Genomic DNA, 18809 nt, shown 5'->3' on the forward strand with positions numbered 1-18809 from the left:
TGACCCAGAACACGATCCACCATCGCGAATCTCCCTGCTCCAACCTCACAACAGAATCACTGATCGGCTTCTGTGCAAAGATCTCACAAGGGGAGAAGGATAAACCGCGTTACCGCCCTTCGCGGTACCACATCGAGCCCATCGCCAGAAGCAGCAGGCCGAGGCCGAGGAAGCCGCCGAACAGCGGCACGCGCGAGACGGCCTTGAGTACACTGTCGTCGGTGGTGCGCAGGCCGATCCAGTCATCGCCGGAGGCAGCGCCCGAGGAACGGACCGGGACTACGGATGGCAGCGTGACGGTGCTGGTGAGAGTGCCAAGTGCTGAGGCCGGCGCCAGCCGGCGAACGCTGCCGCCGGTTGCCTCAGCCGGTGGTTTCAGCCGGTTCTCGGTGGAGACGACGTCGGTGAATTCCGGGGCGTTGACCGGCCCGACATGGGCCAATGCCGTCAGGTCGCCATTGCCGACCTGATAGAGACCGATTTCGTTGGTCTCGACGCTGCCGAGGAAGACGCCTGGTTCGGATTTCTCGAGCCTGACGATCAGTGCCTTGCCGGACGGCGTGATGACTTGCGCCGGGCCGGGGTCGTCGCTCATCGTCTGGCGGCGGATTTCAAGCACCATGCCGCGGCCGTCGGCGGTCAGCCGCTCTTCCTCGAGTTCGGGCTCCTTCATCAGCCAGTGGGCGATGCGCCGGTAGAGCTGGACATGGGGGCCGCCGCCCTCGAAGCCGCGCGCCCACAGCCAGCCCTGGTCGGACAGAAGCATGCCGACGCGGCCTTCGCCCTTGCGATCGAGCAGCAGCAGCGGCCGGTTGTCGGCGCCCTTCATCACCACCTCGCCCTCGGGGTTCTCGACGCCGATGGTGCGGAACCAGCGGCTCCAGTGCGGCGGCTCGGTCGCGGAGCCGTCGAGCCCGCGCGTTACCGGATGACGCTGGCCGGTATCGGTGAGGCGCGGATAGAAGGCCTTGTCGATGACCTCGCCGGTCGGCATTGCCGGCAGCGCCGACATCAGCGGCGTGCGGGCGATCGAGCTTTCGCCGGCATATTCGGGGCCTGCCGCGATCAGCAGCGCGCCGCCCTTTTCGACGTATTCGGAGATATAGTCGTAATAGAGGATCGGCAGTACGTCGCGGTGCTGATAGCGGTCGAAGATGATCAGGTCGAAATCCTTGATCTTCTCGACGAACAGCTCGCGCGTCGGGAAGGCGATCAGCGACAATTCGTTGATCGGCGTGCCGTCCTGCTTTTCCGGCGGGCGCAGGATGGTGAAGTGCACGAGGTCCACCGAAGCGTCGGATTTCAGCAAATTGCGCCAGGTGCGCTCGCCCGCATGCGGTTCGCCGGAAACGAGCAATACGCGCAGATTTTCGCGAATGCCGTCGATCAGCGCGATGGCGCGGTTGTTGGTGTCGGTGAGTTCGCCCGGCTCGTGGTTGATGGCGAGTTCGACAATGTTGCGCCCGGCGCTGGGAATGGTCACCTGCAGCGGCATCGCCTGGCCGATGTTGGCGTGCTCGACCGATACCTGCTCGCCATTGACCGATACGCGGACATCGACCGGGCCGGTTTCGTTGTTGGTGGCGATGACGCGATAGGTCATGTCGAGCGGCTTGCCGACGAGGCCGAAGCGCGGCGCATTCTCGAAGCGAATGCGACGGTCCTTTTCATGCTCGTTGCCGGTAATCAGCGCGTGCAGCGGGGCATTGAAATCGGGTGCGCCGGACGGCGCGTCATGCACCTCGCCATCGGTGATCATGATGGCGCCGCCGATGCGCGATGGCGGCACGTCGCGGAAAGCATTTTCGAGCGAGGAAAACAACCGCGTCTCGGTGCGCTCGTCAGCGGCTTCGGACTTGCCGGCTTCGACGACACGGACGTCGAACTGCTTGAAGCGGCCGAGACGCTGCTGAAGCCCGGCCAACGCCGCGTCAGTCTGCTTGGTGCGGTCGCCGATATCCTGGCTCTGACTGCGATCGACGACGACGGCGACAATGCTTTTCAGCGGCTCACGTTCTTCGTCGAGGAACACCGGATTGAGCAGCGCCGCCGCCAGGGCAATCAGGGCTGCCAGGCGGAAGACCGCGCCGCGCTGGCGAAACCAAAGGCCGACCAGCGCCAGCAGCAGCAGCGGCACCAGAACCACTGCGAGCAGTGGCCAGGTGATGAGCGGTTCGAAGGAGAGCGACCAGTTCATAGTCTACTGCCCCAGCCGTTCGAGCAGCACCGGGACGTGCACCTGATCGGATTTGTAGTTGCCGGTCAGCATGTACATCATGATGTTGACGCCGGCACGCAGCGCATAGATGCGCTGCATCGGATCCGAAGGCACCGTCGGCAATAGCGGGTCGCCATTCTCGTCGACGGCCCAAGCGCCGGCGAAATCATTGGCGGTGATCATGATCGGCGAAACGCCGTCGCCGGTGCGCACCGGGCGGTTCTCGGTGTTGCTGGCTTCGAGCGATGCCTCGACCCAAAGCGGGCTGCCGGCAAAACGGCCGGGAAACTCCGGAAGAATGTAGAAGGATTTGGTCAGCACGTGATCCGACGGCACCGGTTCAAGCGGTGGCACGTTGAGGTTGCCGAGGATGTCGCGCAGCCGCTCCGTCGCCGGGCTGGTCGAATCCGCACCAATGCCATTGGCGAACTGGTCGCGGGTGTCGAACAAGACCGTTCCGCCCTGCTGCATGTAGGCGTCGATGCGGGCGATGGCGGCCTCGCTGGGCATCGGGGCCGAGGGATCGATCGGCCAGTAGATCAGCGGATAGAAGGAAAGTTCGTCCTTCGAGATGTCGACGCCGGCCGGTGCTCCGGGTTCGAGCGCGGTTTTTTCGATAAGAAAGCGGGTCAGGCCTTCGAGCCCGGCGCGGCTGATCGAATCGACACCCGGCTCGCCGGTCAGCACATAGGCGATCCGGGTCTTTGAAATGTCCCCGATCGCCTCCGTATCTCCCGGTTTGGCGTCGTCGGCGCGCGCGACGTCCGCGTGGCCAATCAAAGCGCCGAGCGCAATCAGCAGGACGGCTGCCGTGGCCGCAGCGCCGGCACGGCGCGGCCGGCGCGACAACAGGCCGCCCATCCAGAATACGGCAAGCGTGTCGAGCACCATCAGCACCAGAGCGGCCGTGACAAGCGGACCTTTGAGGTTGTGCTGCTCGTCGAAGGCATACTGGATGGTGGTGACCGGCACCGTGATTTCAGGCCGGGCCAGCGGCGTGAATGCGCTGTCGCCACCGAGCAGATTGTGAGCGAACACTCCCGTCTCCGAGCCGTAGAGGCCGGGCGGGTTTTCCAGCGTCACCGGCAGCGGGCCGGCGCCGGGCACCAGCGGCCTGGCATCCGGCGTCGGCGGCACCAGCGTGCCGTCGGCAGCGATCATGCGATAGGGTGCCAGCGACGTGGCGGCTGCCTCGGCATTGGCGACCGCCGAGCCCTGGTTGCGCGACAATTGCACGATGCGCCGCAGCATCTCGACGAAGCTGCCGGAGATCGGCAGGTTGGACCACGTCGCCTCGGGGGTGACGTGGAACAGTACGAGGGTGCCCTTGTCCTTCTTCATCCCGGTCACCAGCGGCGTACCGTCGGCAAGCGTGGCCCAGGTGCGCTCGACAATGTCGGGCGTCGGCTCGGCCAGCACCTGCCTGGTAACGGTGACCTCGGTCGGCGGCGCGAGGTCGGCGAAGGGACCGGTTTTCGGGAATTCGGTGACCGGCTGCGGCGCCGTCCATGACAGCGCGCCGCCAAGCGATCGCTCGCCGGTGCGCAGCCGGACCGGCAGCAGATCGTCGTCATTGCCGGCAGCGGCCAGCCGCGAACCGGCAAAACGCACCAGCGTGCCGCCCTTGTCGACCCAGTCGACCAGCCTCTGCCGCGCCTGTTCCGGAATGGTGCCGACATCAGCCATGACGATCATCGCCGGTTTCTGGTCGAGCAGTTGCGGGATGGCGTCGGCGAGATCGACGCTCGACGGCTCGACGAGATCGGCGAAGGGCTGCAGGGCGCGGCGAATGTAGTAGAGCGGCGACAGCAGCGGTTGCGCCTGATCAGCCTCGGACTGCGACAGCAGCCCGACGCGGCGGCGTTTTGAGCTCTCATCGAGCACGCGGACGGCACCGGCCTGGCGCTCGCCATCGAGCGCGATGTAGGCGAAGTCGTTGCGCAGTTCGAACGGCACCGCCATCGTGCCGGTTGCGGTGGTTCCGCCCGGGGCAAAGGTCAGCGTCGCGTCGGCAATGCGGCGCCCCTTGTCGTCGAACGCGCCGGCCGTCACCTGTGCAGGTGCCGGATCGCCCGGTGCGCGGATGGCGGTCAGGGCGAAGCCGTCGACCTGGTTGTCGGCGCCGGTCAGGCCGGTCAGCGACAGCCGGTCGGAGACGGCCCAGACGACACGTGCCGCGTTCTTTGACAACAACGTGTTGAAGGCGGCTTCGTCGCCTTGCGCCGCCAAGCCATCGGCGAGCACTGCGACGCTTGCGCCCGGCAGCGACTCCAGGGCTGACGCGACGCGGGCGTAGACGGCGGGGCGGTCGGTCGGGATCGGCCGCGGCTTTGCCGCGCGCAGCCGGTCGAGCGCGGCAGCGGCATCGAAGGGACCGATCTCGGCATTCGGCTTCTCGGCGGTGAAAGCGATGAGCACCGGCACGCCGTTCGAATTGGCATCGGCGATCAGCCGCTCGGCGGTGGCGACCCGCTTGCCCCAGTCGGCGGCACTTGCCCAGTCATTGTCGATCACCAGCGCCAGGGCGGCGCCTTCGGCCGGCAGCTTTTCGCGCGGGTTGAAGACGGGTTCGGCAAGTGCTGCCACGACAAGCGCGGCCATCAGCAGCCTGAGCAGCGTCAGCCACCAAGGGCTCTGCTGCGGCGTTTCTTCGCGCCTCAGCACGCGGGCGAGAATCCTGAGCGGCGGAAACACCTCGGCTTGCGGCCTGGGCGGGGTCAGCCGCAGAAGCCACCAGATCACCGGCAGCGCCAGCAGGCCCCACAGCACCATCGGCGCCCCGAAGGAGAGCGGCAGCCAACTCATGCGCGGGCCCTCCCGGCAAAGCTGCCTTCGGCGGTCATCGCCATGTGGATGCGCACCAGCGCCTCGGAGGCAAGGCGATCGGTATGATTGACGGTAAAGCTCCAGCCAAGCCGTTTGCACCAGGCGGCCAGTTCCTGGCGGCGGGCGGCATAAAGCAGGCGATATTCCTCGCCCAGCATTTCGGCGCGGCCGGCGGTCAGCTTGTCGCCGGTCTCAGGATCGGTGAATTCGGTGCGCCCGGCATAGGGGAAGCTTTCCTCGGCCGGATCGGCGACCTCGACCAGATGGGCGCGCACGCCGTGGCGGGCGGGAACGTCCAGCCACGCAATAGTGTCCTCGACGGGGTCGAGGAAATCGCTGACGAGGACGATGTCGCAGAACCGGCGAATGCCGGATAGATCGGGCTTTGCCGGCAGGTCGCCGGCGTGCATCAGTTGCGCCGCGATGCGCTCGGCGCCATTGCGGGCGGTGAACGGGTCGGTCAGGCCCGGCCAGGCAATGCGCTCGCCGCTGCGCGACAAAAGCTCGGCCATGGCCAACGTCAGCACCAGGGCGCGCGATTCCTTGGAAACGCTGGCCCCGGTCGATTTGTAGAGCATGGAAGGCGAGGGATCGGCCCACAGCCACACCGTGTGGGCAGCCTCCCATTCACGGTCGCGGACATAGGTGTGGTCGTCGCGAGCGGAACGGCGCCAGTCAATGCGCGAGGAATCGCCTTCGACATAGGGCCGGAACTGCCAGAAATTCTCGCCGATACCGCGCTTGCGGCGGCCATGCCAGCCGGCAATTACCGTGTTGACGATGCGGCGCGCCTCGACCAGCAGGTCCGGCACCAACGAAGCCCGCAACCGGCCTCTGGCGAGCGCATCGCGCGTCGCTGCCGGTGCCTGCGCTTCACCGATGCGCGCCATCAAATCCCTTTCGCGAGCTTCGCCACAACATCGCGAACCGTGGTGCCCTCGGCGCGGGCGGCGAAGGTCAGCGCCATGCGGTGCTGCAGCACCGGCTCGGCGAGCGCGCGGACGTCGTCGACCGACGGCGCCAGCCGGCCATCGTAGAGGGCGCGGGCGCGGGTGCACAGCGTCAGCGCCTGACTGGCGCGCGGGCCTGGGCCCCAGGCGACGTGCTTGTCGGTATCGGCGTTGCCCTGGCCGGGGCGCGCTGAGCGCACCAGCTTGAGGATCGCCTCGACGACGCTTTCCGGCACCGGCATACGGCGGATGAGCGTCTGGATGTCCTTCAGCCGCGCCGGCTGCAGCACGTTTTCAGCCTTGGCATCCTCGATACCGGTGGTCTCCAGCAGGATGCGGCGCTCCGCCTCGATCTCGGGGTAGAGGATATCGACCTGCATCAGGAAGCGGTCGAGCTGCGCTTCCGGCAGCGGATAGGTGCCTTCCTGCTCCAGCGGGTTCTGCGTCGCCAGAACGTGGAACGGTGACGGCAGATCATGGCGCACGCCGGCAATGGTGACGTGGTATTCCTGCATCGACTGCAGCAGCGCCGACTGGGTACGTGGCGAGGCGCGGTTGATCTCGTCTGCCATCAGCAGTTGCGCAAAGATCGGCCCGGAAATGAAGCGGAAGGAGCGCTTGCCGAATTCATCCTGCTCCATCACTTCCGAGCCGAGAATGTCGGATGGCATCAGGTCGGGCGTGAACTGGATGCGGCGCGAATCGAGGCCGAGCACGATGCCCAGCGTTTCGACCAGCTTGGTCTTGGCGAGGCCGGGCACGCCGACCAGCAGTGCATGGCCGCCGGCCAGCAATGCGACGAGCGTGCGCTCGACGACGCTTTCCTGGCCGAAAATGACCCGGCCGACGCCGTCACGGACCCTCGAAATGTCGGCCAGCGCTTTCTCGGCCTGCGCCACCATGTCCTTTTCGCTGATTGGGCTTTCCTTGATCATAACGCTCATGCAGCATCGATCCTTCTGTTGGAAACACCGCTTGGCACCTTGGTGCCGCAGAGAATGCCGCGATTCGGCTTCGCATGCGCCTGCAATGAACTTAAATCACAGACTTAGGCTGACAAGCGGAACAACAGTGACTATTTCGTGACCATGACGGAAGCCGCCGACCATCGTGAAGAGAGCCTGACGGCCGCGACCGAGGCGCGCGGGCTGGAAGCGCTGGTCTCGCGCGCGACGCGCGCCGGTAAGGGGCCGGCGCCGGTGGAACGCTGGAATCCGGCATTTTGCGGCGATCTCGACATGGAAATCAAGCAGGACGGCACCTGGTTCTATCTGGGAACGCCGATCGGCCGGATGCCGCTGGTGCAGCTTTTTTCCTCAGTGCTGCGCAAGGACGCGGACGGCAGGACTTACCTGGTGACGCCGGTGGAAAAGGTCGGCATCCGCGTCGCCGACGCGCCCTTCATTGCCGTCGAGATGGACGTGTCGGGCGTCGGCGACGGACAAATCATCACCTTTCGCACCAATGTCGGCGACGTGGTCGAGGCTGGGGCGGGACACCCGCTGCGCTTCGTCGATGAGGACGAGACAGGTGGCCTGAAGCCTTATGTGCTGGTGCGCGGGCGGCTGGAGGCGCTGGTGGCACGGCCGGTGATGTACGAGCTGGTCGAGCACGGCGAAGAGATCGACATCGGTGGCAAGAGGATGTTTGCCGTCCGTTCCAAAGGCGAGGTCTATCCAATCATGCCGGCTGAGAAACTGAAACGGCTGAGCGCATGATGGACCGCCTATGATGGATCAGGTGATGCCGTTGCCGTTTTCCGTTGCCGGGTTTCGCCAGCGCGTCGCGGCGCAGCCGCTGGCGCATGCCGGCGACGATTTTGGCGACCACCGCTTCAATCCGGGCCATCCCAGGCTGAAGCTGGCCAAGGCGCTGCGCGATGCCGCCGTGCTGATCCCGGTGGTCGATCATGGCCATGAAGCCACGGTCCTTTTGACCAGGCGGGCGGAAAAGCTGCGCAACCATTCGGGGCAGGTGGCTTTCCCCGGTGGTACCATCGATCAAACCGATGCGAGCCCGGAAGCGGCGGCGTTGCGCGAGACATTCGAGGAGATCGGTCTCGATAGGGATTACATCGAGATCGTCGGCCGTCTGCCGGACTACGTTTCCGGCAGCGGCTATCGCATCGCCCCGGTGCTCGGGATTGTGCGGCCCGGTTTCAGCCTGACGTTGAATTCCGACGAAGTCGATGCCGTCTTCGAGGTGCCGCTGGGCTTTCTGATGGACCCCGCCAACCACACCAGAGACAGTCGCATGTGGAACGACCTCGAATGGTTCTATTACGAGATGCCCTATGGCGACCAGCGCATCTGGGGCGTCACCGCGGGCATCATCCGTACGCTTTATGAAAGGCTCTATTCGTGAGCGATCCAGTGTCGATCGCGGACAAGGCCGGGTGGCTCGGCGAACGCCACCTGCAGCGCCTGCTCGCCGCGCTGACTGATGGCGGCGAGGAGGCGCGTGTCGCCGGCGGTGCGGTGCGCAACGCGCTCATCGGCCAGCCGGTCGCCGACATCGACATCGCCACCACCACGGTGCCCGAGGAAACCATCCGGCGCGCCGAGGCGGCAGGCTTCAAGACGGTACCGACCGGCATCGAGCATGGCACAGTCACCGCGGTCGGCCACGGCAAGGCCTATGAGGTCACCACGCTGCGTGCCGATATCGAAACCGACGGCCGGCGCGCCAAAGTGTCGTTCGGCCGCGACTGGAAAGCCGACGCTGAGCGGCGTGATTTCACCATCAATGCACTCTATGCCGAGGCCGATGGAACGGTCGTCGATCTGGTCGGCGGTATCGCCGATATCGAAGCGCGGAGGCTGCGATTCATCGGCGATCCGGAAGCCCGTATCCGCGAGGATTATCTGCGCATCCTGCGTTTCTTCCGTTTCTTCGCATGGTATGGCGACGGTAGGCCGGATGCCGAAGGGTTGAAGGCTTGTGCTCGGCTGAAGCAGGGGCTCGACCAGCTTTCGGTCGAGCGCGTCTGGTGGGAATTGAAGAAATTGCTGTCGGCGCCAGATCCGTCGCGGGCGCTGCTGTGGATGCGCCAGGCCGGCGTTCTGACCGCCGTTTTGCCGGAAAGCGAGAAATGGGGCATCGATGCCATCCACGGGCTGACCAAGACCGAGAAGGACCTGGCCTGGGCGCCGGACCCGCTGCTCAGGCTGGAATCCATCGTGCCGCCGGATGCCGCGCGCATGAAAACGCTTGCCGAGAGATTGAGGCTTTCCGTGAGCGAAGCAAGCCGGCTGCGGAATTGGGCGATCACGGCTGCCGTCGATCCGAAAACGACTGAAGGAGAGTTGGCGAAAAGGCTTTATTTTGGCGACCGCCAAGGCTTTGTCGACCGGTTGCGGCTGTTGCTCGCTTCCGCTCGATCCCGCGCGGTCGAAGACAATGACGCACTGCTCGAAGCCGGCGGCTTCTCGCGCCTGCTTGCCTTCGCTGCAAAATGGCAAAACCCTGTTTTTCCGGTCAAGGGCGCCGATCTGACGACGCTTGGCGCATCACCGGGGCCGAAGCTTGGTGCAACGTTGAAGAATCTCGAAAAGGAATGGGTCGAGTCCGGTTTTGCGCTTGATCGCGGCGCGCTGCTCAAGCGCGCCGCGGAGGCACTCGAATCCTGACCGTCACGCTGCGTCGCGGACCTTTTCGATGCGCGAGCGGATCGCCTCGATCATCGTCTCGCGGATCACCGTCTCGCCGTGCGTCTCGCGCAGATGCTCGACGGCACGGCGCATGACCTCAGCCTCCTCCTCGGCGCGTGTGTGCCACTCGCAGCCGGGTACGAGCGACCCGCAATGGAATTCCTTCATCGGCTTCTCCTCATCTCCTCCTTGGAGCGCCGCGCAGCGCACTGACACGGAAGCTCCAGACCTTTGATTGCGCGATCCGGAAACCGCGTACGGTATCCGGGCTACACGCTGGCCAGCTAAGCATAACACGATCGAACGGTTTTGGTTGCCTTAGAGTGCCGTGCGTCCAAGCCGACACGCGGCCCTCTGGTGATCGGGTTGCGAAAAGGCGGAGCATCGCTGCTCCGCCCTCTTACGCCACCCAGGAGTAAGACCTCGTCTTGCTCCAGCGGGCAGGACATCACTTCACGATCTTGACTGCCTCGGCAATTTTATCCTTGCCGCTCATATCCCACGTGACGCGGACCTTTTCGCCGACCTTCAGGCCAGGATCCTTGAAGGTCTGGGGCAACGTAAAGGTGGCTCCGTTATCCAGAACTAGGCTCATCGCCGTTCCATCAAAGCTTTTGATCGTGCCGGTGGTGTGCTTGACCGCAGCGAATGCGGCAGTACCAGAGGCGAGAACGGCAGTGGCGGCTGCGGTCATAATAAGCTTGCGCATGGCATGCTCTCCTGGAAAATACGGGCACCGCTTGGGAAAGGTGCCCGATTCAATCATGGGCCGTCCGGTCACGTCGGGTCGCGGCTCTCGGGAGTAAAGAACCGCCGGCGTTTCCCGGCCCGACGCGACAAATAGCCCAATCTTTACAATGATACATTAGACGAAAAAGATATTTTCTGGCGCGCCTTGCGCCACATTCGCCGTCAAATTCTGGGGATTTGGACCCGATTGCGGCTCACGTCGTGCTCACCGAGATTTTACGGCCATTTCGCTTCTGGCGGCAGGCTGGACAGGATCGAGGCGACATTGCCGCCGGTCTTCAGCCCGAAGATGGTGCCGCGATCGTGAAGCAAGTTGAATTCGACATAACGGCCGCGGCGGATGAGCTGCTCGTCACGGTCGCCATCGGTCCAGTTGTCATTGAAGTTGGCGCGCACCAGATGTTCGTAGACGACGAGAAAAGATCGCCCGACGTCCTGGACGAAGTTGAAATCGGCGTCCCAGCCGCCTTTGTCCTCATCCGAATGCAGCCAGTCGAAGAAGATACCGCCGGTACCGCGTGGCTCGTCACGGTGCGGCAGGTAGAAGTACTCGTCGCACCAGGCTTTGAATTTCACGTAGTCGGCGATCGCCGCGTTCTTCTCGCACGCAAATTGCATCGCTCTGTGGAAGGCGATCGTGTCGGGGTCGTCCTGGCTGCGGCGGCGGTCGAGCACCGGTGTCAGATCGGCGCCGCCGCCGAACCACTGGCGCGAGGTGACGACCATGCGCGTGTTCATATGCACGGCCGGCACGTTGGGGTTCCACGGATGGGCGATCAGCGAAATGCCGCTTGCCCAGAAGGAGGGGTCCTCTTCGGCGCCCGGCATCTGCTTCCTGAATTCGGGCGAGAACTCGCCGTGGACGGTCGAGGTGTGGACGCCGACCTTCTCGAAGACGCGGCCGTGCATCATCGACATGATACCGCCGCCGCCCTTGCCGGCATCGCGTTGCCACGGCGTCTTTTCGAAGCGGCCGGGCGACCAGCTAGCCTGCGGCCCCTGCAGGTCCTGCTCGATCTGCTCGAAGCTGGCACAGATGCGCTCGCACAACGTCTCGAACCACAGCCGTGCCTTCGTCTTCTTCTGTTCGATGTCGGCTGGCAGCCCCGCCGGTATCTCGGGTCGTTGCAAATCCTGTCTCCGGTTGCGGGCGCGCCCGACAAATGACTCGTCTTTTCCGGCCGCGATCCCTAATCTCTTGGGTGCAAGGGTCAAGGGTGAATGGAGTTCTTTCGTGCGCACCCCGGCAAGACCGCCGCTGGATGGCCTGAAGAAGAGGCTCGACCGTTCGCGCGCCGAGAACGCGCGCATGCCGCGCGACGGCTTCCTGCGCGAGACGTTCGTGCTGCCGCGCTCCGATGCTCGTCTCAAGGCGAAGGAATGGTTCGAGCGCTTTCCCAAGCAGGCCTATTGGACCGAGATCGAAAGCTGGTTCGAGCGGCCGGGCGACGTCATCGAATTCACCATCAGGCGGCTGCCGGCGGCCGATTAACGCTCCGGTATCGAGGCTGAATGTATCAGGGCTAGTTCATCTGCCCTGAACGATCTTGATAAACACGCTTCTGTCGCCCGTTCCAAGATGCGCTCTTTTCATCTCGGCATACGTCAGGCGCCCATTCGCGAAGGCCCGCACGGTTCTTCCGCACCAGACACGTGGCGCCGCGGCTGCGCTGACATTCATGATCTTGCCAGCTTCCTGCTTCGAACTGAGAGGCGATTGCTCCGAATGCCTGATGCATTCCGTAAGCACTTTCTTATACATGGCAGGACTGCCCTGAACCAAAGTCCTTGCCGTATTCCATTCACCTTCGCTCGGCATGCATCCAGCCAACACAATGGCGCCAAGCAACGCGGCGTAAGTCTTGTATGCAAATTTCAATTCTGCCCCCCAAGGTTAGTTGCAGTGGCGTATCAAGCACGGGCACATGAACTTCACAAGACTGTATAGTGACTAACGGACAGGATAAGTTCGCTGAACCCGTCCAGACCGTCATGGCTTCAACGCACGACCAGCCTGCGGGCGCCCGCGCCGTCCCTTGCCAGCCTGTCGTTCTTATTCCGCAGCGGACATTTGTCGATCGACATGCAGCCGCAGCCGATGCAGTCGCTCAGCCCGTCGCGCAGCTTCTTGAGCTGACTAATTTTCTGGTCGAGGTCATCGCGCCAAGCCGTCGAAAGCAGGTTCCAATCCTCGCGCGTCGGCGTCCGGCCTTCAGGCAATGATCGAAGGGCTGTGCCGATCTCGGCCAGCGAAATGCCGACCTCCTGAGCTACCTTGATGATCGCCACCCGTCGCAGCACGTCGCGGCCATAACGCCGCTGGTTGCCTGATGTGCGGTGGCTGCGGATCAGCCCGCGTGCTTCGTAGAAATGCAGCGCCGACACCGCCACGCCGCTGCGCATCGCCACCTGGCCGACTGTTAATTCCGTTGCCGCAGCCATCTCCGATTTTTCCGCTTGACCTCAAGTTAAGTTGAGCTTGTAGCGAAGAAGCCTCGAAGATGCAAACGGCAGGAGAAGGCGATGGGCGTCTGGATGAGAATGACCGGAGAGGACGCAGTGTTGCGTGAGGACGACGCCTTGGTCGCTGCGGCCGGCGATCGCGTACACATCCTAGCGGAGCTGCCGGATCGCCTCGGCCGCCACCATCGCAACGGAAAGCGCGACGTTGATGCTGCGCGCGCCGGGCTGCATCGGGATGATCAGTCGCGCATCCGCCGCCTCGTGAACGGCGTCCGGCACGCCTGCGGATTCACGGCCGAACAAGAGAATGTCGTCGCCGGCAAAGGCGAAATCCGTGTAGGCGGCAGCTGCTTTGGTCGACAGCAGCACCAGCCGCCGCTTGGCAAGCTTGCGCCAGTCCTCGAAGGCGTGCCAGTCGACATGGCGGGTCAGCGCCGCCATTTCGAGGTAGTCCATGCCGGCGCGTTTCAGCGCCCGGTCACCGAGCGGGAAGCCCGCCGGTTCGATGATGTCGACGCCGAGACCAAGGCAAGCGGCGAAGCGCAGGATTGTCCCGGTGTTGCCGGCGATATCAGGCTGGTAGAGCGCGATGCGGAGACGGTCGGTCATTTCCGCGTCTTTCTAATAAGTGGCAGATCAGCCACAGAGCTCTCGCGGTTTTGGAAATTCCTGGACTGGCGGGTGGTCATTTTCTGCGAAGTCGGTTATACGGCCAGCATTGTCAACCCGAACCGATGGAGGGGTAATTCATGATGGCCATGCACATCCACCACCCCTCTCGTGGGCTTACCAGCCCGACGGCGGTTTCGGTACGACGATTCTCCTGACCTTCTAGACTTCAATCGCACCGATTCCCGCCGAAACCTTTTTCGGCCTTTGAAGGAATCCTGCGATGTTTTTCAAGCTGTGGAAGGGGCTGAACGCCCCACCTGAACACGCTTCGACCGATGCCACCTTTGCCGCGCCGCGCGTGCCCGCGGCCTGGGTTGGTTCACCCTTCTACCTGCATCTTCAACTGGAGGACGGACCGATGTTCGATCCCTGTAGAATACCCGGCACAAGAAGCCTGCACGAGCGGAAGACTGCGACCTGGGCGCTTTTGATCGGCGAGACCTACTCGTCGGCGGTTCACGCCGAGACCCGCCGGCGTCCGCATCGCGGTATGCTGCCGGACGTCGATTTCTCGCGCGCCGTTCCGGACTATAGCCGGCCGTCGCTGGTGCGCCGGATCATCAGGCTGATCCGGCCTGGTGCAAAAACCAGCGCGAAAATCCGGATCGTCAAAACGTCGTCAGCATCGTCAAACGAGACTGTCGGCGAAAGGCCCGCGACAACCTATATAGCGCGAAGCAGGACCGGCGAGGCGGACGATTCCGTATCGCCGGTCCTTGACGCCATGCGGTCTGGGCACCCCGTCCGTTCGCGTGCCGCGTGAGCGGAAACAGGTATTGTGAGCATCTCTATGTTTAGCTGGTTTGAAAAAAGGCTCGATCCGTTCCCTGCCAAGGAGCCGGTCGAGCCGCCGCGGACACTGATCGCCTTCTGCGTGCATTATACGCGCGGCGCGTGGCCCTACATCGCTCTCGATGCGGTACTGGTGACGGCCATCGCCCTTGCCGAGGTGTGGATGTTCGGCTTCATGGGCCGGATCGTCGACTGGCTGTCCGGACAGAATCGCGAGACGTTCCTGCAGACCGAAGGCTTGAAGCTGGCCGGGATGGCCTTCATCGTGGTTTTCGCGCTGCCGGCGACGGTCTGGTTCCATTCGCTGCTCAACCAGCAGACGCTGATGGGTAATTATCCGATGCGTATCCGCTGGCAGGTGCATCGTTACCTGCTCAAGCAGTCGATGAGCTTCTATCAGGACGAGTTTGCCGGGCGCATCGCGACCAAGCTGATGCAGACCGCGCTCGCGGTGCGCGAGTGCGTCATCAAGCTCATCGATGTGCTCAACTATATCGTCGTCTATTTTCTCGGCATGCTGTTCATTGTCGGCTCGGCAGACTGGCGGCTGGCTGCGCCGCTTGCCGTCTGGCTTGCCGGATATGTCCTGCTGTTGCGCTATTTCATCCCGCGGCTGGGCAAGGTCGGCGAGGAGCAGGCTAATGCGCGCTCAACCATGACCGGCCGTGTCGTCGACAGCTACTCCAACATCCAGACGGTCAAGCTGTTCTCGCATGCGCGGCGCGAGGCATCCTTCGCCAAGGACGGTATGGCTGGCTTTCTCGATACAGTCTACCGGTCGATGCGGTTGGTGACGCAGCTCTACGGCCTGCTCTACGTCCTGAATTCGCTGCTGTTGTTTTCGGTCACTGCAATCTCGCTATGGCTGTGGCTCGGCCAAGCCGTGACGATCGGCGCCGTCGCCCTAGTCATCGGCCTCGTGCTTCGGCTCTGGGGCATGTCGCAATGGATCATGTGGGAGATGTCCACGCTGTTCGAGAATATCGGCACGGTGCAGGACGGCATCGCCTCGATCTCGCTGCCGCGCCTCGTCGAAGACCGGCCTGGCGCCAAGGATATTGCCGTGACCAAGGGGGAGATCCGTTTTGAGGACATCCGCTTCCATTATGGCAAGCAGAAGGGCGTGATCGAAAGCCTGTCGCTGACGGTGAAGCCGGGCGAGAAGGTCGGCATCGTTGGCCGTTCGGGTGCCGGCAAGTCGACGCTGGTCAATCTTCTGTTGCGCTTCTATGACCTCGAAAGCGGCAAGGTCCTGATCGACGGCCAGGACATTGCGGCGGTGACGCAGGACTCGCTGCGCGCCCAGATCGGCATGGTCACGCAGGATACCTCGCTGCTGCATCGCTCGGTGCGCGAGAATATCCTCTATGGCCGGCCGGACGCCAGTGACCAGATGCTGATCGAGGCGGCGCGGCGCGCCGAGGCGCTGGATTTCATCGCCGGATTGTCGGATTCTAACGGTCGAAAGGGTTTCGACGCGCATGTCGGTGATCGCGGCGTCAAATTGTCCGGCGGCCAGCGGCAACGCATCGCCATAGCCCGTGTCATGCTGAAGGACGCACCAATCCTTATCCTCGACGAAGCGACCTCCGCCCTCGATTCCGAGGCCGAGGCGGCCATCCAGGAGAACCTCTACAGACTGATGCAAGGCAAGACCGTCATCGCCATTGCGCACCGGCTGTCGACGATCGCCGCCATGGACCGGCTCGTCGTCATGGACAAGGGCCGCGTCATCGAGGAAGGTTCGCATGAGGAACTGGTTGCCAGCGGCGGGCTCTACGCCCAGCTCTGGCAGCGCCAGTCGGGCGGCTTCCTGCTCGACGACGGCCCCTCCGCCAACGATGCAGCCGCCAACGATGCAATCGCCAAGGGTGAAGCCGCCGAATGATGACTGCCATCTACCGCTGGTTCGAGAACTGGGTCTATCCATTCCGCGAGCCTGCGGACCTTCGGCCACCTGCCGGCGTCAGGGGTTTCCTCTGGCATTATGTCGGGCAGGCGAAGATCGCCTTCTTCGCCATGCTGGTGATCGGCGGCATCGCGCCGCTGGTCGAAGCCGGACTGTTCTATTTCGTCGGGCGGCTGGTCGACATCCTCGACCAGCTTCCCGGTGAACGCAGCTGGCACGCTCTGTGGACTGCCGCCGGCCCGGAACTTGTCTTCATGATCGCGGTGGTGCTGGTCATCCGCACCATTGTCGTCGGCCTGTCGGCGCTGGTCGACGAGCAGACGATCACGCCGGGTTTCTATAATCTGGTGCGCTGGCAGGCGCATCGCCATGTCTCGCGCCAATCCTACGCCTTCTTCCAGAACGACTTTGCCGGGCGTATCGCGACCAAGGTCTGGCAGGCGGGACAGGCGACCGGCGATCTGATGGAAAGCTTCATCGAGGTGGTCTGGTTCATGGTCGTCTATACGGTGACGACGCTGGCGCTGGTCGCCGGGCTCGATCTCCGGCTGGCGGTGCTGGTGGTGATCTGGATTACCGCCTTCGGCTTTCTGGCCAGGCGCTATTTGCCGGCAATCCGCAAACATGCCGAAGCCACCGCCGAAGCCGGCTCGATGATCACCGGCCGCCTTGTCGATTCCTATTCGAACGTGCAGACGTTGAAACTGTTCTCGGCCGATGGCGACGACCGCTACATCAGGAACGGCTTCGACATCTATCTCGACGCGCTGCGCCCGTTCACCCGCAGGCTGACCGGCGTGCGCATGGCGCTGACGATGCTGTCGGGCATTATGATCACGGCGATCGCCTGCTTTGCCGTTTATCTCTGGGTCGAGGGTGCGATCACAGTCGGCGCCGTGGCTTTCACGCTGTCTTTGGTGCTGCGGCTGAACATGCTGCTCGGCCGGCTGATGATGCAGCTCAACGGCATCTTGCGGAACCTCGGCGTGCTGGAGAATTCCAAGGCGCTGATCTCACAGCCGCTCGGCCTGACCGATGCGCCGGACGCGAAAGAGCTTGTCGTCGGCGGCGGGCGTATCAACGTCAACAATGTCGAGTTCCACTACGGCAAGGGGTCCGGCGTGCTCAACGGCATCGACCTCGTCGTGCGGCCGGGCGAAAAGGTCGGCCTGGTCGGCCCGTCCGGCGCCGGCAAGACGACCTTGGTCAATCTGATCCTGCGCCTCTACGACCTCGAGAGCGGCAAGATCACCATTGACGGGCAGGACGTCTCCAGGGTCACGCAGAATTCGCTGCGCGCCAATATCGGCGTCGTCAGCCAGGATACGGCACTTTTCCACCGCTCGCTGCGCGACAACATCAAGCTCTGCATGCCGGAAGCGACCGACGCCGAGGTGGTCGCGGCAGCGAAGAAGGCCGAGGCGCACGAGTTCATCCTCGGTCTGCGCGACAATCGCGATCGTATCGGCTACGAGGCCTATGTCGGCGAGCGCGGCGTCAAGCTCTCCGGCGGCCAGCGCCAGCGCGTGGCGATCGCCCGCGTCTTCCTCAAGGATGCACCGATACTGGTGCTCGATGAGGCGACCTCGGCGCTCGATTCCGACATCGAGGCGGCGATCCAGGAAAATCTGGCAAGGCTGATGGAAGGCAAGACGGTCATCGCCATCGCGCATCGGCTGTCGACCATTGCGGCACTCGACCGGCTGGTGGTGCTCGACGAGGGCCGCATCGTCGAGCAAGGCACGCATGACGAGCTGGTCGGGCTCGACGGGCTCTATGCCAGGCTGTGGAAGCGGCAGTCCGGCGGTTTCCTGTTCAACGAGGAGAGCGCGCTGGCCGAGACCCGGCCGGCGGAGGCCGCGCTCGGCCGCGCCGGCCGGCGCGTCGAGGAAACATTGACGAGGCTGCGCGAGAATTGCGACGATGTCGACCGCGCCCGGCTGCTCAGGGATGCAGCCGAAGCGGTGCACGGGTATTTCATCCAGCGCGAACTCTGCGGCCTGCGCAAGCACGACGCGGTGATCCGGGAATACAACATTCCCAAGGCCGTGCTGGCCAGGCTCGGCGCCAGCGCATGATCCGAACCGGAACTGGTTTGGGAAGCGTTATTCCAGCCACTCGGTGATGAAACTGCCGTTCTCGTGTATGTCGGTGGTTTCCAGCGGGCCTGGCCCGAGATTGGTGAATTTGTGCGGCGTGTTCGGCGGTACGACCAGGATCTGGCCGGCGGTGGCCTCGATCTGCCGGTCGCCGATGGTGAACAGGCCGGTGCCGGTCCGGATGATAAAAATCTCGCAATAGGGATGGCTGTGCAGCCTGGGGCCGCCGCCGATGTCAGGCAGGTAGTTGAAGATCAGGCAGCTGCGGGAGCCGTAAGCTCCGCCTTGCAGCTCGCCCTGCCAGTGGTCGGGCCAGCGGTCGGGCGCTTCGGCCCATTTGCCGCGGTCTATGACATGCGCCATAGGCCGAGGATAAACCGGGCGAGCGCCAGATGTCGAGGCGAACGCAGCCATTTGGTTTTGCTGCTGTTTTCCAATCGTTCCGCCGTGCGAATTACGCCCCCGCGACAATCTGCCCTT

The 18809-nt window shown here is 63.8% G+C and carries 18 protein-coding genes; 7 read left to right on the top strand and 11 right to left on the bottom strand.

The window, feature by feature from the left end; translation table 11 throughout:
* Window positions 1-109: 109 nt before the first annotated feature.
* The 4 genes from NKH59_RS18835 to NKH59_RS18850 are packed head-to-tail and all read right to left on the bottom strand — an operon-like array spanning window position 110 to window position 6938.
* The gene (locus NKH59_RS18835) at window positions 110-2197 is read right to left on the bottom strand and encodes a hypothetical protein (RefSeq protein WP_352833406.1); all 2088 of its coding nucleotides are present in this window, start codon (window positions 2195-2197) and stop codon (window positions 110-112) included.
* A gap of 3 nt (window positions 2198-2200) precedes the next feature.
* On the bottom strand, window positions 2201-5023 hold the full coding sequence (locus tag NKH59_RS18840) for a DUF4159 domain-containing protein (RefSeq protein ID WP_352815260.1): 2823 nt from the start codon (window positions 5021-5023) through the stop codon (window positions 2201-2203).
* Window positions 5020-5934, bottom strand: a complete 915-nt coding sequence (locus NKH59_RS18845; RefSeq protein WP_352540998.1) for a DUF58 domain-containing protein — start codon at window positions 5932-5934, stop codon at window positions 5020-5022. Before NKH59_RS18845 ends, NKH59_RS18840 begins: the two co-directional genes overlap by 4 nt.
* Complete coding sequence (locus NKH59_RS18850; RefSeq protein WP_352450525.1) at window positions 5934-6938, bottom strand: AAA family ATPase; 1005 nt, start codon at window positions 6936-6938, stop codon at window positions 5934-5936. The genes NKH59_RS18845 and NKH59_RS18850 overlap by 1 nt, the downstream gene beginning before the upstream one ends.
* A gap of 144 nt (window positions 6939-7082) precedes the next feature.
* On the opposite strand from NKH59_RS18850, the gene NKH59_RS18855 reads away from it, so the two are divergent.
* From NKH59_RS18855 to NKH59_RS18865, 3 genes are read left to right on the top strand one after another with little or no spacing between them, the layout of a single operon-like run.
* Window positions 7083-7712: a DUF1285 domain-containing protein gene (locus NKH59_RS18855; protein WP_352469826.1), complete on the top strand. Its 630-nt coding sequence runs from the start codon at window positions 7083-7085 to the stop codon at window positions 7710-7712.
* Window positions 7713-7725: 13 nt separating this feature from the next.
* On the top strand, window positions 7726-8358 hold the full coding sequence (locus tag NKH59_RS18860; RefSeq protein WP_352469827.1) for a CoA pyrophosphatase: 633 nt from the start codon (window positions 7726-7728) through the stop codon (window positions 8356-8358).
* A complete protein-coding gene (locus tag NKH59_RS18865; protein WP_352469725.1) occupies window positions 8355-9623 on the top strand; it encodes a CCA tRNA nucleotidyltransferase in 1269 nt (422 codons plus the stop codon). Before NKH59_RS18860 ends, NKH59_RS18865 begins: the two co-directional genes overlap by 4 nt.
* 3 nt (window positions 9624-9626) lie before the next feature.
* On the opposite strand, the gene NKH59_RS18870 is transcribed toward NKH59_RS18865, so the two are convergent.
* The 3 genes from NKH59_RS18870 to hemF all read right to left on the bottom strand — a co-directional run bounded on the left by NKH59_RS18870 (window position 9627) and on the right by hemF (window position 11525).
* Entirely contained in the window at window positions 9627-9812 is a 186-nt protein-coding gene (locus NKH59_RS18870) for a DUF1059 domain-containing protein (RefSeq protein WP_023679490.1), read from the bottom strand.
* Between the two features lie 280 nt (window positions 9813-10092).
* Window positions 10093-10353, bottom strand: a complete 261-nt coding sequence (locus tag NKH59_RS18875; RefSeq protein ID WP_352541000.1) for a DUF1344 domain-containing protein — start codon at window positions 10351-10353, stop codon at window positions 10093-10095.
* 257 nt (window positions 10354-10610) lie between these two features.
* Window positions 10611-11525: an oxygen-dependent coproporphyrinogen oxidase gene (gene hemF, locus NKH59_RS18880; protein ID WP_352833414.1), complete on the bottom strand. Its 915-nt coding sequence runs from the start codon at window positions 11523-11525 to the stop codon at window positions 10611-10613.
* A gap of 103 nt (window positions 11526-11628) precedes the next feature.
* Between hemF and NKH59_RS18885 the strand changes: the two genes are divergently transcribed.
* Entirely contained in the window at window positions 11629-11886 is a 258-nt protein-coding gene (locus NKH59_RS18885; protein WP_023679487.1) for a hypothetical protein, read from the top strand.
* 36 nt (window positions 11887-11922) lie between these two features.
* Here the strand turns inward: NKH59_RS18885 and NKH59_RS18890 are convergent, their stop codons facing one another.
* The 3 genes from NKH59_RS18890 to NKH59_RS18900 form a co-directional block, all read right to left on the bottom strand.
* Window positions 11923-12273 (bottom strand): hypothetical protein, encoded by a 351-nt coding sequence (locus tag NKH59_RS18890; RefSeq protein WP_156937440.1) that lies wholly within the window; start codon window positions 12271-12273, stop codon window positions 11923-11925.
* A gap of 119 nt (window positions 12274-12392) precedes the next feature.
* Entirely contained in the window at window positions 12393-12836 is a 444-nt protein-coding gene (gene soxR, locus NKH59_RS18895; protein WP_023679485.1) for a redox-sensitive transcriptional activator SoxR, read from the bottom strand.
* A gap of 171 nt (window positions 12837-13007) precedes the next feature.
* On the bottom strand, window positions 13008-13466 hold the full coding sequence (locus tag NKH59_RS18900) for a tRNA (cytidine(34)-2'-O)-methyltransferase (protein WP_352815267.1): 459 nt from the start codon (window positions 13464-13466) through the stop codon (window positions 13008-13010).
* A 283-nt stretch (window positions 13467-13749) separates the two neighbouring features.
* Between NKH59_RS18900 and NKH59_RS18905 the strand changes: the two genes are divergently transcribed.
* The 3 genes from NKH59_RS18905 to NKH59_RS18915 are packed head-to-tail and all read left to right on the top strand — an operon-like array spanning window position 13750 to window position 18308.
* Window positions 13750-14292 (top strand): hypothetical protein, encoded by a 543-nt coding sequence (locus tag NKH59_RS18905; RefSeq protein ID WP_353022696.1) that lies wholly within the window; start codon window positions 13750-13752, stop codon window positions 14290-14292.
* 27 nt (window positions 14293-14319) lie between these two features.
* Window positions 14320-16209, top strand: a complete 1890-nt coding sequence (locus NKH59_RS18910; RefSeq protein WP_352541005.1) for an ABC transporter ATP-binding protein — start codon at window positions 14320-14322, stop codon at window positions 16207-16209.
* On the top strand, window positions 16206-18308 hold the full coding sequence (locus NKH59_RS18915) for a DUF6665 family protein (protein WP_353022698.1): 2103 nt from the start codon (window positions 16206-16208) through the stop codon (window positions 18306-18308). The genes NKH59_RS18910 and NKH59_RS18915 overlap by 4 nt, the downstream gene beginning before the upstream one ends.
* Window positions 18309-18335: 27 nt before the next feature.
* Here the strand turns inward: NKH59_RS18915 and NKH59_RS18920 are convergent, their stop codons facing one another.
* Window positions 18336-18692, bottom strand: coding sequence for a cupin domain-containing protein (locus NKH59_RS18920; RefSeq protein WP_352469828.1), 357 nt, complete (start codon window positions 18690-18692; stop codon window positions 18336-18338).
* Window positions 18693-18809 lie beyond the last annotated feature (117 nt).

Origin of the sequence: Mesorhizobium sp. M0998 (assembly GCF_040318885.1) — a bacterium.
Classification (GTDB): Bacteria; Pseudomonadota; Alphaproteobacteria; order Rhizobiales; family Rhizobiaceae; genus Mesorhizobium.

What these genes read in the sequence shown, in the direction of transcription:
- NKH59_RS18835 (WP_352833406.1), bottom strand. Translation starts at nt 2,197, where the DNA reads ATGAACTGGTCGCTCTCCTTCGAACCGCTCATCACCTGGCCACTGCTC.
- NKH59_RS18840 (WP_352815260.1), bottom strand. Translation starts at nt 5,023, where the DNA reads ATGAGTTGGCTGCCGCTCTCCTTCGGGGCGCCGATGGTGCTGTGGGGC.
- soxR (WP_023679485.1), bottom strand. Translation starts at nt 12,836, where the DNA reads ATGGCTGCGGCAACGGAATTAACAGTCGGCCAGGTGGCGATGCGCAGC.
- NKH59_RS18845 (WP_352540998.1), bottom strand. Translation starts at nt 5,934, where the DNA reads ATGGCGCGCATCGGTGAAGCGCAGGCACCGGCAGCGACGCGCGATGCG.
- NKH59_RS18855 (WP_352469826.1), top strand. Translation starts at nt 7,083, where the DNA reads ATGACGGAAGCCGCCGACCATCGTGAAGAGAGCCTGACGGCCGCGACC.
- NKH59_RS18915 (WP_353022698.1), top strand. Translation starts at nt 16,206, where the DNA reads ATGATGACTGCCATCTACCGCTGGTTCGAGAACTGGGTCTATCCATTC.
- NKH59_RS18905 (WP_353022696.1), top strand. Translation starts at nt 13,750, where the DNA reads ATGTTTTTCAAGCTGTGGAAGGGGCTGAACGCCCCACCTGAACACGCT.
- NKH59_RS18850 (WP_352450525.1), bottom strand. Translation starts at nt 6,938, where the DNA reads ATGAGCGTTATGATCAAGGAAAGCCCAATCAGCGAAAAGGACATGGTG.
- NKH59_RS18870 (WP_023679490.1), bottom strand. Translation starts at nt 9,812, where the DNA reads ATGAAGGAATTCCATTGCGGGTCGCTCGTACCCGGCTGCGAGTGGCAC.
- NKH59_RS18910 (WP_352541005.1), top strand. Translation starts at nt 14,320, where the DNA reads ATGTTTAGCTGGTTTGAAAAAAGGCTCGATCCGTTCCCTGCCAAGGAG.
- NKH59_RS18920 (WP_352469828.1), bottom strand. Translation starts at nt 18,692, where the DNA reads ATGGCGCATGTCATAGACCGCGGCAAATGGGCCGAAGCGCCCGACCGC.
- NKH59_RS18900 (WP_352815267.1), bottom strand. Translation starts at nt 13,466, where the DNA reads ATGACCGACCGTCTCCGCATCGCGCTCTACCAGCCTGATATCGCCGGC.
- NKH59_RS18875 (WP_352541000.1), bottom strand. Translation starts at nt 10,353, where the DNA reads ATGCGCAAGCTTATTATGACCGCAGCCGCCACTGCCGTTCTCGCCTCT.
- NKH59_RS18860 (WP_352469827.1), top strand. Translation starts at nt 7,726, where the DNA reads ATGGATCAGGTGATGCCGTTGCCGTTTTCCGTTGCCGGGTTTCGCCAG.